At 69.5% G+C, this 15,419-nt stretch carries 17 protein-coding genes; 4 read left to right on the top strand and 13 right to left on the bottom strand.

Translation table 11 applies throughout. The annotated features are described in order from the left end of the window. Nucleotides 1–101: 101 nt before the first annotated feature. From A9977_RS02075 to A9977_RS02065, 4 genes are read right to left on the bottom strand one after another with little or no spacing between them, the layout of a single operon-like run. Nucleotides 102–1,112 carry a FecR domain-containing protein gene (locus tag A9977_RS02075; RefSeq protein ID WP_220811437.1) on the bottom strand — a complete coding sequence of 337 codons (1,011 nt, stop codon included), beginning with the start codon at nucleotides 1,110–1,112 and terminating at the stop codon, nucleotides 102–104. Beyond that, entirely contained in the window at nucleotides 1,109–1,231 is a 123-nt protein-coding gene (locus A9977_RS34125) for a hypothetical protein (RefSeq protein WP_259651761.1), read from the bottom strand. Before A9977_RS34125 ends, A9977_RS02075 begins: the two co-directional genes overlap by 4 nt. Continuing rightward, a complete protein-coding gene (locus tag A9977_RS02070) occupies nucleotides 1,228–1,764 on the bottom strand; it encodes an RNA polymerase sigma factor (RefSeq protein WP_183023196.1) in 537 nt (178 codons plus the stop codon). The genes A9977_RS34125 and A9977_RS02070 overlap by 4 nt, the downstream gene beginning before the upstream one ends. Continuing rightward, a complete protein-coding gene (locus A9977_RS02065) occupies nucleotides 1,761–2,444 on the bottom strand; it encodes an energy transducer TonB (protein WP_183023195.1) in 684 nt (227 codons plus the stop codon). Before A9977_RS02065 ends, A9977_RS02070 begins: the two co-directional genes overlap by 4 nt. A 303-nt stretch (nucleotides 2,445–2,747) precedes the next feature. On the opposite strand from A9977_RS02065, the gene A9977_RS02060 reads away from it, so the two are divergent. The 3 genes from A9977_RS02060 (at nucleotide 2,748) to A9977_RS34035 (ending at nucleotide 5,969) form a co-directional block, all read left to right on the top strand. Continuing rightward, nucleotides 2,748–3,791, top strand: a complete 1,044-nt coding sequence (locus A9977_RS02060; protein ID WP_183023194.1) for an alpha/beta fold hydrolase — start codon at nucleotides 2,748–2,750, stop codon at nucleotides 3,789–3,791. Between the two features lie 348 nt (nucleotides 3,792–4,139). Then, on the top strand, nucleotides 4,140–5,804 hold the full coding sequence (locus A9977_RS02055; RefSeq protein WP_220811435.1) for a sodium:solute symporter family protein: 1,665 nt from the start codon (nucleotides 4,140–4,142) through the stop codon (nucleotides 5,802–5,804). A gap of 33 nt (nucleotides 5,805–5,837) precedes the next feature. Then, a complete protein-coding gene (locus tag A9977_RS34035) occupies nucleotides 5,838–5,969 on the top strand; it encodes a putative transporter small subunit (protein ID WP_220811433.1) in 132 nt (43 codons plus the stop codon). 9 nt (nucleotides 5,970–5,978) lie between these two features. Here A9977_RS34035 and A9977_RS02050 read toward each other — a convergent pair whose 3' ends face one another. Then, entirely contained in the window at nucleotides 5,979–7,181 is a 1,203-nt protein-coding gene (locus A9977_RS02050) for an iron-containing alcohol dehydrogenase (protein ID WP_183023192.1), read from the bottom strand. Nucleotides 7,182–7,335: 154 nt separating this feature from the next. Between A9977_RS02050 and A9977_RS02045 the strand changes: the two genes are divergently transcribed. Further along, on the top strand, nucleotides 7,336–8,181 hold the full coding sequence (locus tag A9977_RS02045) for an IclR family transcriptional regulator (RefSeq protein WP_183023191.1): 846 nt from the start codon (nucleotides 7,336–7,338) through the stop codon (nucleotides 8,179–8,181). Nucleotides 8,182–8,198: 17 nt separating this feature from the next. On the opposite strand, the gene A9977_RS02040 is transcribed toward A9977_RS02045, so the two are convergent. From A9977_RS02040 to A9977_RS02005, 8 genes are all read right to left on the bottom strand, one after another. Next, the gene (locus A9977_RS02040; RefSeq protein WP_183023190.1) at nucleotides 8,199–9,179 is read right to left on the bottom strand and encodes a tripartite tricarboxylate transporter substrate binding protein; all 981 of its coding nucleotides are present in this window, start codon (nucleotides 9,177–9,179) and stop codon (nucleotides 8,199–8,201) included. A 34-nt stretch (nucleotides 9,180–9,213) separates the two neighbouring features. Next, nucleotides 9,214–10,197 (bottom strand): tripartite tricarboxylate transporter substrate binding protein, encoded by a 984-nt coding sequence (locus A9977_RS02035; RefSeq protein ID WP_183023189.1) that lies wholly within the window; start codon nucleotides 10,195–10,197, stop codon nucleotides 9,214–9,216. A gap of 41 nt (nucleotides 10,198–10,238) precedes the next feature. After that, nucleotides 10,239–10,838, bottom strand: coding sequence for a 2-hydroxychromene-2-carboxylate isomerase (locus A9977_RS02030; protein ID WP_183023359.1), 600 nt, complete (start codon nucleotides 10,836–10,838; stop codon nucleotides 10,239–10,241). 68 nt (nucleotides 10,839–10,906) lie between these two features. Further along, nucleotides 10,907–11,671: an enoyl-CoA hydratase gene (locus tag A9977_RS02025; protein ID WP_183023188.1), complete on the bottom strand. Its 765-nt coding sequence runs from the start codon at nucleotides 11,669–11,671 to the stop codon at nucleotides 10,907–10,909. Then, nucleotides 11,671–12,411 (bottom strand): SDR family oxidoreductase, encoded by a 741-nt coding sequence (locus tag A9977_RS02020; protein WP_183023187.1) that lies wholly within the window; start codon nucleotides 12,409–12,411, stop codon nucleotides 11,671–11,673. Before A9977_RS02020 ends, A9977_RS02025 begins: the two co-directional genes overlap by 1 nt. Nucleotides 12,412–12,463: 52 nt before the next feature. Further along, nucleotides 12,464–13,900, bottom strand: a complete 1,437-nt coding sequence (locus A9977_RS02015) for an NAD(P)(+) transhydrogenase (Re/Si-specific) subunit beta (RefSeq protein ID WP_183023186.1) — start codon at nucleotides 13,898–13,900, stop codon at nucleotides 12,464–12,466. Next, nucleotides 13,897–14,226 (bottom strand): NAD(P) transhydrogenase subunit alpha, encoded by a 330-nt coding sequence (locus A9977_RS02010; RefSeq protein ID WP_183023185.1) that lies wholly within the window; start codon nucleotides 14,224–14,226, stop codon nucleotides 13,897–13,899. The genes A9977_RS02015 and A9977_RS02010 overlap by 4 nt, the downstream gene beginning before the upstream one ends. 17 nt (nucleotides 14,227–14,243) lie before the next feature. Next, nucleotides 14,244–15,374, bottom strand: coding sequence for a Re/Si-specific NAD(P)(+) transhydrogenase subunit alpha (locus tag A9977_RS02005; protein ID WP_183023184.1), 1,131 nt, complete (start codon nucleotides 15,372–15,374; stop codon nucleotides 14,244–14,246). Nucleotides 15,375–15,419 lie beyond the last annotated feature (45 nt).

The following is a 15,419-nucleotide window of genomic DNA, read 5'->3' as shown; positions in this document are numbered from 1 at the left end:
TGCAGGCTCCGATACCGAAAGGACGAACGACGCCCCCGGTCGACTGCAAAAATAATTCCGACCGAAGAGACGAAGGCTGCCGCGCGCTTGCGGCGCCGCCCTCAGCTCAGGACGACCAGACCACCCACCAGCGTCCGCGCCTGCAGCCCGAAGCCGTGGCGCAGCTGGAGCAGCGCCTCGTCCAGCGAGGCGGTGAAGAAGCTGCCGGTCACGGGCCTGTCACGCAGCTGCGTGTTCATCAGCACGATGCGGCCCGGGCGGTAGCGGTTGATCTCGGCGATGACTTCGTGCAGCGGCGTCTCGTTGAAGACCAGCTCGCCCTTCTGCCAGGCGGTGGCGTCCGCCGCATCGATGTCGACCGCGTTCCCCATGGCATCGGCCGTGTACACGGCCTGCTGCCGCGCGCGCAGCCGGCGTTCGGCCGCGGGATGCGCGATGCGCACCTGGCCCTCGATGCAGGTCACGCAGACGCGGCCGTCGAGGTGGCGCACCTCGAAGCGGCCGCCCTCGGCCACGCTGCGGCCCGCGCCGGCCACCACGCCGAAGGGCTGCGCGCTGGCCCGCAGGTCGATCGCCGCCTCGCCGGCCAGCAGGTCGATGCCGGTGCCACGCAGGCGCACGCTGGTGCGGGTGTTGAGCATCAGCCCGACCCGCCCTTCGAGCGTCACCGTGCGCTGCTCCCCGGTGGCGGTGCGCAGGTCGGCGCCCCATTCGCCGGCGGCGGGCCACAGCTCGGCCGGCGGATGCACCAGCGCGACGCCGACCAGGCCGGCCAGCGCGCCCGCGCCGGCCATGCCCAGGAAGGCCCGCCGGCCCGGCGTGCCGCGGGTGCGCACCGGCCGGGCCGCGCGCAACTGGGCGTGCCGTTGCGCCAGGCCGGCGTCGGCACGCAGCGCTTCGCGCGACAGGGGCGCGAGCGCGGCCCACTGCTGCTTGGCCCCGTCGAAGGCGGCCTGGTGCGCGGGCGCGGCACGCAGCCAGCGCCGCAGGCCGTCGAGGTCGTGCACCCGCGCCCGGCCCGAATGCAACAGCCGCAGCCAGACCCAGGCCTGCGCCTGCAGGCGCTCGGTGGCGCCCGCATCGAGGGCGTCGGATGGCAAGGCGGTGCTCATGCGTTCGCCCGCCGGCCGCGCGCGGCGCGGCGCGCCGGGGTGTCGCGAGAGGGTGCAAGCAGGGCCATATCCAGGAAGGACGAATGGCGCACGCCGAAACTGCAAACTTTTTCGATCATGGATTTTCCATGGGCCTCGCCCGGCGCGGACCGGCCCCTTGCTGCAGGCCCTGGTGCAGGGTCTCGTGCGCGCTCTTCAACTCGTAGGCCACGGTGCGCATCGAGATCCCCAGCGCCTGCGCGACCTCCTTGTGCGGCAGGCCGTCCAGGTGCACCAGCAGGAAGACCTGGCGGCGGCGCTCGGGCAGCCGCTCGAGCAACGCGAGCATCGCCTGGAGATCGGAGCGCGCCTCGGCGGTCTGCGCCGGGCCGGGCGCCGGGTCGATGAAGGCCTCGATCTCCTCCACCGAGGCCGAGCGGCTCTGCCGGCGCTGGATGTCGACCGCGATGTTGACCGCGACGCGGATCAGGTAGCCCGTCGGGCTGCGGATCGGCGCGGCCTCGTCCGGCTGGCCCTGCAGCCGCAGCCAGGTGTCCTGCAGCGCGTCGCCCGCCAGGTCCTCGCTGCCCAGCAGCCGGGCCACGCGCAGCTTGAGCCGCGCGTAGTGCCGGCTCAGGTAATCGGACAGGGCGGGATGGGCGTTGTCGGTCATGGCCCGGCGAGCCCGTCGGTGCAGCGCGGGCCGCCGTGCGCGCGGTGCGGTTCGATGAGCAGGGTCACGGGCTGCGGGAAGTCCGGCGGCGGCGCCTGTGCCATGCGCACCCGCTGCAGCACCTCCAGCAGCGCCGCATCGCGCAGCGCATCGCCGGAAGGCCCCAGCAGCCGGGGCCGCTGCACCTGCCCCGCGCCGTCGACCTGGAAACGCAGCAGCGCGCGGTAGGCGCCGGGCGCAGTGCGCGCGTCCTCGCAGAAGCCGGACCACACGCCCGCTTGCAGCAGGCCCGCGTAGTCGCCCAGCGACAGGCCCGACGGCCGCAGCGCCAGCGCCGCCATCGGCGCGGCCACCAGCACCATGGCCTGCACGCCGCCCGAATCGACGGTCTCGACCCCCAGCCCGGTGCCTGCCAGCAGCAGCGCGAGCGCGGCCTCCGCCGAATAGCGGCCGTGCAATGCACTCGAGGTCCTGCCGGCCACCATCTCGCTGCGAAAGACCGAGGGGCGACGGACCGTGGTCGCATAGACCCGCAGGGCCGAGGCCAGCGGCTGGCTGGCCAGGTCGAAGTCGAACAGGCCCTCGGCGGTGTCGGCCGACGCGACGCCATGGGCGCCCGCCACGCAGCACACGGCCACCAGCGCGCGCGCCCAGGCCGGCGTCACGGCGTGCCGGCGCATGCGGCCGGCCACCCTCTTCCGCCAGCGGCGCGCGCGCCCGCCTGCCGGCAGGGGGGCTGCAGCAGCGGCGGGAAGAAGGAAGTGAATGAACGCGACAAAGCGGCGGGAGGTGAATCCAAACCTGCAATGCTCGCCGTGCCGAATGACCGTTTCTTGACAGGCCGCCGGCCACCGGCTTTCTGTATCGCAGTGTCTCTGCGCGCCCCGGGGCTACACGGGCATGCAAATCGGCCCGATCCGAACACACCCCGGATACATCGCGCGGGCCCACTGTCTCCATCGCAAACGCCCTGGAGAGAACCGATGTCCACGCCCCTCGACCCCCAACGCCGCCACTTCTTCGGCGCGGCCGCCGCCACCCTCGCCGCCGCGCAACTGGGCCTCGCGGCCAGTGCCCACGCACAGGCCACTGAAGCCGTCCCGGCCGCGGGCCGAAGCGGTGGCCACACGGCCTTCGCGTCGATCCGGCAGATCGATGCCGGCCTGCTGAACATCGGCTACGCCGAGCTCGGCCCGGCCGACGGGCCGGTGGCCCTCCTGCTGCATGGCTGGCCCTACGACATCCACAGCTTCGTCGACGCCGCGCCGCTGCTCGCGGCCGCGGGCTACCGCGTGATCGTGCCGCACCTGCGCGGCCACGGCAGCACGCGCTTTCTTTCTGACAGCACGCTGCGCAACGCGCAGCAGTCGGCCGTGGCGCTCGACATCCTGGCGCTGATGGACGCGCTGAAGATCGAACGTGCGAGCATCGCCGGCTTCGACTGGGGCGCACGCACGGCCTGCATCATGGCCGTGCTGTGGCCCGAGCGCTGCCGCTCGCTGGTCTCGGTGAGCGGCTACCTCATGACCAACCTCGAAGCCGGCAAGCGCCCCTTGCCGCCCAAGGCCGAGTTCGACTGGTGGTACCAGTACTACTTCACCACCGCGCGCGGCGCGGCCGGCTACACGCAGTACCGGCGCGAGTTCGCGAAGCTGATCTGGGAGAGCGCATCGCCGAAGTGGCGCTTCGATGCCGCGACCTTCGAGCGCAGCGCCGCATCGCTCGACAACCCCGACCACGTGGCCATCGTGCTGCACAACTATCGCTGGCGCCTGAGCCTGGCGCCGGGCGAACCGCGCTACGACGCCATCGAGCAGCGGCTGTCGACGGCGCCCGCGATCGGCGTGCCCACGATCACGCTGGAAGGCGATGCCAACGGCGCGCCCTTCCTCGATCCCTCGGCCTACCGCAGCAAGTTCACGGGCAAGTACGCGCACCGCACGCTCACCGGCGGCATCGGCCACAACCTGCCGCAGGAAGCACCGCAGGCCTTCGCGCAGGCGGTGATCGACGCCGACCGCCTCTGATCCAGACCACTACGCCAGGTCGACCTGCAGCGCAAGGGCCGAACGCTGGCGTAGGGTTAAAGCAGGCCGCCCGGTGCAGGCGGATGCTAGACTTTCATTCGCTTACTCACTCACGCGGCACCCGCAGGTGCTCGCGACACTCTCCGGCGCTGCCGGTACGTGGCTGCAGGGTTGCGCATCCGCATGCACGTGCGCGTGCGCACACCGGACGTCGAATCGCGTTGTTCTTCGCGCGCGTCCCCTGTCAGTCTTTTCTTTTGTACGTGACCCTTCGAGCATGCGCTCGACCATGACCTGCCCGAGTGCAGGAGGACCGGGGTCGCCACAACGCCATGCCGCACCGCGGCCATGCGTCGCGTCGCGGCGTGTGCGGCGAAAGAAGGAGACGCTTTCTTGTTCCAACTGTCCACCACCACCGTCATCCTGCTGATGCTGGCCTTCTACGGCCTCACCTTCCTGATGTCCTTGCGCATCGGCAAGAAGAAGGAAAGCGTCGACGGCTACATGGTGTCGAACAACGCGATCGGCTTCGGCATGTCGGCCGCCAGCATGACCGCCACCTGGATCTGGGCCGCCTCCTTCTATGCGGCCGCGAGCTCGGGCTACAAGTACGGGCTGTCGGGCGCGCTGCACTACGGCTTCTGGGGCGCCTTGATGATCCTGTTCATCTACCCCTTCGGCAAGCGCTTCCGCCAGCTCGCGCCCAAGGCCCACACGCTGGGCGAGATCATGCATGCGCGCCACGGCCGCTCGAGCCAGATGATCCTGGCCGGCTCCAACATCCTGGGCAGCGGCATCAGCCTGATGGTGAACTTCACCGCGGCCGGCGCACTGGTTGACGTGCTGTCGCCGCTGAGCTTCATCCACGGCGTGCTGATCGCGGGCGTGGGCGTGCTCTCGTACACGCTGTGGTCGGGCTTCCGCTCCTCGGTGCTGACCGACTTCGGCCAGCTGATGGCGATGAGCCTCGCGGCCGTGATCATCATCCCGATGATCTTCTTCGAGCTCGGCGGGCCGGGGCTGTTCGCCGAAGGCCTGCCGCGGCTCACGGCCGAGCAGGGCGACTTCTTCTCCAGGACCGCCGCGCTGGAACAGGGCGCGCCCTTCTTCGTGGCCGTGCTGGCCTATGCGATCGGCAACCAGACCATCGCGCAGCGCCTGTTCGCGGTGCGCGAGGACCTGATCAAGCCGACCTTCATCACCGCCACCATCGGCTATGCCTCGATCGTGATCGGCCTGGGCATGCTGGGCTTCCTGGCGCTTCTGGCCGGCGTGCAGCCGCTCGAGGGCGACCTCAACAACCTGATCCCGCAGATGGCCGCGACCTACCTGCCCCCCTTCGCCATCGGCCTGTTCTTCATCATGGTGATCGGCTCGCTGTCGTCGACCGCGGACTCCGACCTCTCGGCGCTGTCGGCCATCGTGATGACCGACGTCTACGGCAAGAACCTCGCGCGCGGCAAGCCCGACCCTACGCTGATGCTGTGGATCGGCCGCCTCACGATGATTGTCGCGACCGCGGTCGGCGTGATCTTCGCGAGCATGAAGCTCGACATCCTGACCATGCTGATCTTCGTCGGCGCGCTGTGGGGCGCCATCGTGTTCCCGGTGATCGCGAGCCTGTTCTGGGACCGCGTGACCAACAAGGCCTTCACCGGCGCGGTGATCGCGGCCTTCGCGATGTTCCTGGTCGCGCGCTTCGAGCTGCTGCCGATGCAGGGCGCGATCGGCACGCTGTTCGAGCTCTGCGCGGCCATCGGCGGCGGCGTGGTGATCGGCCTGATGAGCTTCGGCTTCTTCGGCCGCACCACCGGTTGCGTGCTGGGCCTGCTCACGGCCGTGGTCTTCGCACCCTTCGCCGTCGGCTTCCTGCGCGACTACCCGGTGCTGCTGAGCTCGCTCACCGCCTACGGCGTGAGCACGCTGGTCTGCGTCGGCCTGAGCCTGAGCGTCAGGAAGCGCTTCGACTTCGATTCGATCGGCGAGCGCGTGGTCGCCTTCCAGACCCACTGAGCGCCCGCATACCCATCCTCAAGGAGAGCATCCATGTCCACTCTTGCCCTGACCGCCTACGTGCTGGTATGGCCCGTGATCGCCACCCTCGTGCTGGTCGTGCTGTGCGTCGCGCTGTACCGCGACATGCGCGCCGCCAGACGCGAAGGTACCGAACTGGTCTGAGCCCCGCGCTCAGGCCGCGAGCGCGAGGATTTCGCGCACGTCGGCCGGCGTGGTGATCTGGCGCGCGTTCCCGCGCGTGAAGATCTCGTGCATGCTGATCTTCGCGATCTCGTCGAAGCGGCTTTCGTCCACCCCCACCGCGCGCAGGTTGGCCGGCAGGCCCAGCGACGCGACCAGGCGCGCGAAGGCCTCGCTGGCCGACAGCGCAGGCTGGCCCAGCGCCTGCGCGAGCAGCCGCTGGCGGTCGGCGGTGGCGCTCTCGCTCCAGCGCAGCACGGCCGGCATCAGCACCGGCGTGCAGTGGTAGTGCGGCACGCCGCAGGTGCCGCCCAGCACATGGCCGATCGCATGGCTCGGCCCCATCATCACGCCGCCCTGCGCGCCGCGGCTCGACAGGCCGTAGGAGCACAGCCAGGAGGCGATCTGGCATTCGGCGCGCAGCGCGAGGTCGTGCGGCGCGGCCTGCCACTTCGGCAGCACCGCCGCCATGCGCGCGATGCCCGACAGCACCACCGCATCGGCCAGCGGCGTGGGCGTGACCGACAGCAGCGCCTCGATCGCATGGTCGAGCGCGCGCGTGGCCGAGCCCAGCCACAGCGTCTCGGGCGTGTGCAGCGTGAGCGCCGGGTCGAGCACGATCGCGCGCGGCATCATGTGGATGTGGAAGAAGGTCTGCTTGTGCTTGCGGCGCTCGTCGGTCACCAGGCAGCCCGCGTTGAACTCGCCGCCGTTGAGCGTGCTGGGCACCGCGACCATGCGCACCGTGGGCCCATCGAACACCGGCCGCACCGGCTTGCCGTCGTCGCCCAGCTTGACCTCGAAGCGGTCGAGCGCCTCCAGGTGCTCGTCGGTCATGCCGTGGCGCAGGCACAGCGTGACCATCTTCGCGCCGTCGATCACCGAGCCGCCGCCCACCGCCACGATCAGGTCGGCACCGGCCTCCTGCGCCGCCAGCGCGGCGCGCGAAACGCCACTGCGCGTGGTGTGCTGCGGCATGCCGTCGTAGGTGCCCGCATGGCGCTCGCCGAGCGCGGCCTCGATCTCGCGGATCGCCTCGGTGCGCGTGTTGAGCGTGCGGCTGGCCATGATGAACACGCGCTGCGCGCCGGCCTGGGCGGCTTCGACGGCGACGGCCGCGGCGGCCGGCTGGCCGAAGCGCACGCGCTCGATGGCGGGAAAGCTGTGGATGCCGGTGGGCGTGAGGGTGGGCATGAAGGTCTCCTGTGTGGGAAGGCTCAGCAAGGGCCAAATGTTTTGCAATGCAGTCTAGAATTCTGCAATCGAGTCCTTTGAAGAGACAAGAGGGACCATGCGGGGTCGGAGTACCTCCATGGCAGATTAAAAAACCGCTGTGCAGCACCACACCATGAACAAGAGATCGGCCCCCTCCCCCGTCGACGCCGGCGAAGACCCCGACGACGAAGCCACCGGCAGCGCCCACGGCAAGGAAGACCGCCATTTCGTGACCGCGCTGGCGCGCGGGCTCGAGGTGCTGCGCTGCTTCAAGTCGGGCGAGGAGCGGCTGGGCAACCAGGACCTGTCGGAGCGCTGCAAGCTGCCCAAGTCCACCGTCACGCGGCTGACCTACACGCTGACCAAGCTGGGCTACCTGCACCACGTCGAGGAGTCGGGCCGCTACCGGCTGGGCATGGCCACGCTCACGCTGGGCGGCACCACGCTGGCGCGGCTCGACGTCAAGGAGGTCAGCCGCCCGCTGATGGAGGACCTGGCCAACGCCACCGGCAGCCAGATCTCGCTGGGCATCCGCGACGGCATGTCGATGCTCTACATCGAGGTCTGCCGCGGGCAGTCGATCGTGACGCTGCGGCTGGACATCGGCTCGCGCATCCCGCTCGCGACCACGGCCATGGGCCGGGCCTACCTGGCCGGCGTGACGCCCGGCGAGCGCCAGGGCCTGGAGGAACGCATCGAGGCCCTGGACCCGACCTCCTGGCCGCGCATCGCCCAGGGCATCCGCCAGGGCGTGTCGGACCTGGCCGAGCACGGCTGCTGCAGCTCCTTCGGCGAATGGCAGAAGGAGATCCACGGCATCGCGGTGCCGCTGCAGCTGGGCCAGGGCCTGCCGGTGATGGTGATCAACGCGGCCGGCCCGGCGCAGCTGCTGTCGCGCGAGAGCTTCATGCAGGAGATCCGCCCGCGCGTGATCGAGACGGTGCGCCGCATCGAGCAGCAGCTCGGCGCGCGGCGCTGAGGCCGGGCGCGGCCTGCTTATTTGTCGCGCACGAAGCCGATCTCGTCGAGCAGCGTCTTCTCGCGCTTGACCGAGGCGGCGGCGAACTGCTGGTACTGCGCCGAGCTCATGTACGAAGGCTCCATGTAGTACTGGGCCAGCGCGTTGCGGAAGCCCGGCAGCTCCATGGCTTGTTTGAACGCATCGTGCAGCTTCTGCACCACCGCCGGCGGCGTGTTCTTCGGCACCGCCAGGCCCCAGGCGGCCGAGGGCGGCGGGAAGTCGATGCCGACATCCTTGAGCGTGGGCACGTCGGGAAACTTGGCCATGCGCTTCTCGTTGAAGGTCACCAGCAAGCGCAGCCGCCCGGCCTCGACCGCCTGGCCCCAGCCCGAGGTGTCGGCCGCGGCCATCACATGCTCGCCCATCACCGCGTTCAGGGCCTCGGCCGTCCCTTTGTAGGGCACGTGGTTGAACTTCACGTTCTTGATGCGCGCGATCTGCTCCATCGTGATGTGCTGCGCGAGGTAGGCACCCGAGGTCGCATAGGTCAGCTGGCCGGGGTTGGCCTTGGCATAGGCCAGCAGGTCGTCCCAGGTCTTGAAGGGCGAGTTGGGCGGCACCACCACGCCGTAGACGAACTGCGTGAGGCCGATCACATACGTGATGTCGGTGGCCGGATTCCAGTTCATGGTCCCGGTGTAGGGCAGCCGGAACAGGTTGCCCGGGATCACGCCCACCGTGTAGCCGTCCGCCGGCGCCGACTGCAGCAGCTGCGCGGGCATGAGGCCGGCCGCGCCGGGCTTGTTCTCGATCACCACCGGCTGCTTGAGGATGCGGCCCACGTCCTCGGCCAGCACGCGCATCGGCGTGTCGGTCGAGCCGCCGGGCGGGAAGCCCAGCATGACCTTGATCGGGCGCGCGGGGAAGGCCTCCTGCGCGATGGCCGTCGAGGCCCCGCCCAGCAGGCCCACGGCGGCGGCGGCCAGGCCGCCCGCGAGGAACTGTCGTGTCTTCATGGTCTTGTCTCCGTCCTTGTTCTTGCGCGCGCGGTCATTGCCGCGCGCGGCTCAGCCCCAGCGTGTCGAGGATGGCCTTCTCGCGCTTCATCGACTCGACGGCGAAGTGCTGGAAGTCCTTGGAACTCCGGTAGTCGGGCTCCATGTCGTAGCGCGCCAGCACCTCGAGGAAGGCCGGCGAGGCCATCGCCTCCTTGAAGGCGTCGTGCAGCCGCGCGACGATGCGCGGGTCGGTGCCCTTGGGCGCGACCAGGCCCCAGGGGGAGGTCTGGACGATGTCGATGCCCAGCTCGCGGAGCGTGGGCACGTTGGGGTAGCGCGCCATGCGCTTGGCGCCCCAGACCGCGATCAGCCGCAGCTTGCCGCTGTCCACCTGCGGCACGAAGGCCGAGGTCTCGGCGGCCGAGTCGACCTGGCCCGCGAGCAGCCCCTGCAGCGATTCGGCCGAGCCCTTGTAGGGCACGTGGTTGAGCTGGATGCCCGCGATGCGCGACACCTGCTCCATCGTCAGGTGGTTGGTGGTCGCCACGCCCGGCGTGCTGTAGGTGACTTCGCCGGGCCGGGCCTTGGCCTGGGCGATGAAGTCGGCCATGGTCTTGATCGAGGACGAGGACTGCACCACCGTGCCGAAGGCATAGCCGGTGATGCCGATGACGTAGCTCAGGTCGGTGGCCGGGTCCCACTTGAGGTCGGTGGTGTAGGGGATGCGGTAGACGCCGGCCGGCGCGATGGCCAGCGTGTAGCCGTCGTTGGGCGAGGACTGCAGCACCTGCGTCGGGATCACGCCGGCCGCGCCGGGCTTGTTCTCGATCACCACCGGCTGCTTGAGGATCTTGCCCACGCGCTCGGCCAGCACGCGCATCGGCGCATCGGTCGAGCCGCCGGGCGCGAAGCCGATCATCACGCGGATCGGCCGCACCGGGTAGTTGGTGACACTGTCCTGCGCCTGCGCCAGGGGCGCAAGGGCGGCCAGCGCGCAGGCCGCACCGAGCGTGCGCATGAAAAGTCGGGTGTTCATTCTTGTCTCCTGTCTCTCTTGGGATGGGGTCGTCGGCGCGCTCAGGCCGCGGCGGCCTGCGCGCGCACGATCTCTTCCTCGACCTCGCGCAGCCGGTCCTTGCCGAAGAAGATCTCGTCGCCGACGAAGAAGGTCGGCGAACCGAAGGCGCCGCGTTCGTAGGCGCGCTGCGTGTTGGCCATCAGTTCGGCCTTGACCTCGGCGTCCTGCGTGCCCTCGTGGATCGCCAGGCCGTCGAGCCCGGCCGCGTCCAGCGTGCGCACGATGACCTCGCGGTCGGCCATGTCCAGCCCCTGCTCCCACATGGCGGTGTAGACCGTCTCCACATAGGACTCGAAGCAGCCCAGCTTCTGCGCCGCCACCGCGCCGCGCATGGTCTGCAGCGTGTTGACCGGCCAGAAGGGATTGGGCTGGTAGCGCAAGAGCCCGTGCCTGGCGACGAAGCGGCGCACCTCGAGCTTGTCGTAGGCGCGCTTGTTCGCGATGTCGGCAAAGGCCTCGGCCGGCGAGCGGTTGTTGCTGAGCTTGAACAGCCCGCCGAGCAGCAGCGGCACGTAGGTGAACACGGCACCGGTGCGGGCCTCGATCTCGGGGATCACGCGGTGGCACATGTAGGCATTCGGGCTGCCGAAATCGAACATGAAGTGAACGGGAACGGGGGTGCGCACGGTGGTCTCCTTGTCTTGTGGTCTGAAAGGCGCTTGTTTGCTCAGCCGCCCTTGCCGCGCTGCAGGAACGCGGCGAAGGCGGCCTTCGCCTCGGGCGAATCGAGCAGCTGCGCGAAGTGCGCGTTCTCCTGCGCGATGCGCGCCTCGTAGCCCGCGAGTTCCTCGCCGCGCATCAGCGCCTTGGTGGCGCGCAGCGACGGCGCCGAGGTCGCGGCCAGCTGCGCCGCCACCTTCAAGGCCTGCGGCAGCACCTCGGCCGGCGGCAGCACCGCATTGACGAGGCCCAGCGCCTGCGCCTCGGCCGCGGTGCAGGGCTCGCCCAGCATCAGCAGCGCCGCCGCGCGCTGGTGGCCGAGCTTGGCCGGCAGCAGCAGCGTCGAGGCGAACTCCGGGCACAGGCCCAGCTTGGCGAAGGGAAACACCAGCTTCGCGGCGCTGCCCGCATAGACCAGGTCGCAGTGCAGCAGCATGGTCGCGCCGATGCCCACGGCCGGCCCGTTGACCGCCGCGACCACGGGCTTTCCCATGCGCAGCAGCGCCTTCATGAAGCGTGCCGAGGGGCGCTCGCCCGCGCTGGGCGCGGCGGCTGCGAAGTCGCCGATGTCGTTGCCAGCGCAGAAGGCGTCCTCGTTGCCGTGGATCACCACCACGCGCACCGCGTCGTCGACGTCGGCCTGCTGCAGCGCCTCGGCCAGTGCGAGGTACATCGCGCCGGTCATGGCGTTCTTGCGTGCCGGGCGGTCGAAGCCCAGGCGCAGCACGCCGGCCTCGAGCGCGCGCGAGATGTCGTTCGTCGTTTGGCTCATCACCAGGCCTCCATCCAGGGACGCAGTTCGGTCTCGTGCGTCCACGCGTTGCGCGGCTGCATGTGGATCTGCCAGTAGGCGTCGGCGATCGCCTCGGGGCTCAGGATGCCGCCCTGCTCCTTGAGCGCGTAGCGCTCGGGGAAGGTGGTGCGGATGAACTCGGTGTCGATCGCGCCGTCGATCACCGGGTGCGCCACGTGGATGCCCTTGGGCCAGAGTTCGCGGCCCATGCTCTGGGCCAGCGCGCGCAGGCCCTGCTTGGCGGTCGAGAAGGCCGCATAGCCGTCGCGCCCGCGCAGGCTGGCCGTAGCGCCCGTGAAGATGATCGTGCCGCGGCCGCGGGGCAGCATCACCTTGGCGGTCTCGCGGCCCATGAGGAAGCCGCCGAAGCAGGCCATCTCCCAGACCTTGAAGTACACGCGCGCCGTGGTCTCGGTGATGCTGAAGCGCACGTTGGCGCCGATGTTGAACACCGCCACCTCGATCGGCGCGATGTCGCGCTCGATCTGCTCGACCAGCGCCACCATCTCCTCTTCCTTGCGCGCATCGCTGCCGAAGCCGTGCGCCTCGCCGCCCTCGGCCTTGATCTCGTCGACCAGCGGCGCGAGCTTCTCGGCCTGCCGGCGCGTCACGCAGGCGATGTAGCCCTCGCGCGCGAAACGCTTGGCGATGGCGCTGCCGGTGGCATCGCCCGCGCCGATCACCAGGATCGCTTTCTTGTCTGTCCTCTTGTCCGTCATGTCCAGCTCCTTCGTTGTGCTGATGTGGATCGGCCTTTGCGGTCTGCGCGGCCTACTCGATCGCCTTGCCCATGTCCTCCACGACCTTCTTGGCGTCGCCGAAGACCATCATGGTCTTGTCCATGTAGAAGAGTTCGTTGTCCAGGCCCGCATAGCCCGCGGCCATGCTGCGCTTGTTCACGATCACCGTCTTGGCCTTGTAGGCCTCCAGGATCGGCATGCCGTAGATCGCGCTGCCCTTGGTGTGCGCCGCAGGGTTCACCACGTCGTTCGCCCCCAGGATGATCGCCACGTCCGCCTGCCCGAACTCGCCGTTGATGTCCTCCATCTCGAACACCTGGTCGTAGGGCACCTCCGCCTCGGCCAGGAGCACGTTCATGTGCCCCGGCATGCGCCCGGCTACCGGGTGGATCGCGTACTTCACCGTGATGCCCTTGTCGGTGAGCTTCTGCGCGAGTTCCTTGACCGCATGCTGGGCCCGTGCCACCGCCAGGCCGTAGCCGGGCACGATCACCACCGTCTCGGCGTTGCTGAGCACGAAGGCCGCATCGTCCGCGCTGCCGCTCTTGACCGGGCGCTGCTCCTTGGCCCCGCCGCCGGCCGTGACCGCCTCGCCGCCGAAGCCGCCCAGGATCACGTTGAAGAAGCTGCGGTTCATGGCCTTGCACATGATGTAGCTCAGGATCGCGCCCGAGCTGCCCACCAGGCTGCCCGCGATGATCAGCATCGCGTTGTTCAGGCTGAAGCCGATGCCCGCGGCCGCCCAGCCCGAGTAGCTGTTGAGCATCGACACCACCACCGGCATGTCCGCGCCGCCGATCGGGATGATGATCAGCACGCCCATCACGAAGGCCAGCGCGAGCATTGCGAAGAAGGCGCTCCAGCTCTCGGTGAAGACGAACACCAGGCCCAGCGCGACGGTCGCGAGGCCCAGCACCAGGTTGAGCATGTGCTGGCCCTGGAACTGCACCGGCGCGCCCTGGAACAGGCGGAACTTGTACTTGCCCGAGAGCTTGCCGAAGGCGATGACCGAGCCGCTGAAGGTGATGGCGCCGATGGCCGCACCCAGGAACAGCTCCAGGCGGTTGCCCGTGGGGATGGGCGTGCCCTGTACCGCGATGCCGAAGGCCCAAGGCTCGGCCACGGCCCCGACCGCGATGAACACGGCCGCCAGGCCGATCATGCTGTGCATGAAGGCCACCAGCTCGGGCATCTTGGTCATCTCGACCTTGTTGGCCATGTAGGCGCCCAGGCCACCGCCCACGACCAGCGCCACCAGCACGTAGGCGATGCCGGTGCCGAAGTCGATGTTCAGGGCCTTGGCCTGGCCATGGATCAGCGCGATGGTCGTCAGCACGGCGATCGCCATGCCGGTCATGCCGAAGATGTTGCCGCGGATCGACGTGGTGGGGTGGCTCAGGCCCTTCAGGGCCTGGATGAAGCAGACGCTGGCCACCAGGTACAGCAGCGTGACGAGGCTCATGCTCATGCTGCGTCTCCCTGCTTGTTGGCAGCCGGTGCCTTCTTCTCTTTCTTCCTGAACATCTCCAGCATGCGCCGGGTCACCAGGAAGCCGCCGAAGACGTTGACCGCGGCCAGCGCCACGGCCAGCACGCCCATGGTCTTGCCCAGCGGCGTGGTGGTGAGCGCGGCCGCGAGCATCGCGCCCACGATCACGATCGCGGAGATCGCGTTGGTCACCGCCATCAGCGGCGTGTGCAGCGCGGGCGTGACCGTCCACACCACGTGGTAGCCCACGTAGATGGCCAGCACGAAAATGATCAGGTTGATGACGGTCGGGTTGACGGAATCCATGTCGGCTCCTTGTTCTTTTACTTGCGCGTCACTTGGCCGTCGCGCGTGACCAGGCAGGCCGCCACGATGTCGTCCTCGAGGTCGATCTTCAGGCCGCCCTCCTTGGGGCAAATCAGCTTGAGGAAGTCCAGCACGTTGCGCGCATACAGCGCCGACGCATCGGCCGCCACGCGCGCGGGCAGATTGGTCTCGCCCACAATGGTCACGCCGTGCTTGACCACGGTCTTGTCGGCCTCGGACAGCGGGCAGTTGCCGCCCACGCCATCGGCGCCCTTGCCGGCTGCGATGTCCACGATCACCGAGCCCGGCTTCATGGACTTGACCATCTCTTCGGTGATCAGCGTCGGGGCCGCGCGGCCCGGGATCAGCGCCGTGCTGATCACGATGTCCGCCAGCGCCACGCGCTTGGCCACCTCGACCTGCTGGCGCGCCAGCCAGCTCGCGGGCATGGGCTTGGCATAACCGCCCACGCCGACAGCGGCTTCCTTCTCTTCGGGCGTGTCGTAGGACACCTCGATGAACTTGCCGCCCAGCGATTCGATCTGTTCCTTCACGCTGGGGCGCACGTCGGAGGCTTCGATGACCGCCCCCAGGCGCTTGGCCGTGGCGATGGCCTGCAGGCCGGCCACGCCGACACCCAGGATCACCACACGCGCCGCCTTGACCGTGCCGGCCGCCGTCATGAGCATGGGGAAGAAGCGCTGGTACTGGTCGGCCGCGATCATCACGGCCTTGTAGCCGGCGATGTTGGCCTGGGAGGAGAGCACGTCCATGCTCTGGGCGCGCGTGGTGCGCGGGGCCGCTTCCAGGGCGAAGCCCACGGCACCGGCCGCGGCCAGGCGCTGCAGGCCCGCGGCATCGAAGGGATTGAGCATGCCGATGACCACCGCCCCGGGCTTGAGCCGCGCGGCTTCGGCATCAGACGGCGCACGCACCTTGAGCACGATCTCGGCGCCAAAAGCCTCGGCCGCGTCGACGATGCGCGCACCGACGGCTTCATAGGCCGCATCGGTCACGCTGGCCGCCACGCCCGCGCCCGATTGAACGATCACCACGTGGCCCTGCGCCACCAGCTTCTTCGCGGTCTCCGGCGTCACCGCCACGCGTGTTTCTCCGGCCAGCGTCTCCGCTGGTACTCCGACCTTCATGTCATGGACTCCGAAAGAAGCGCGATGCCTCAGGACCAGGGACAC

Origin of the sequence: Variovorax sp. UMC13, from assembly GCF_014170375.1 — a bacterium.
GTDB lineage: Bacteria > Pseudomonadota > Gammaproteobacteria > Burkholderiales > Burkholderiaceae_C > Variovorax.
Note: the sequence above shows the minus strand (reverse complement) of the source record. Positions and strands in the feature narration are given on the sequence as shown.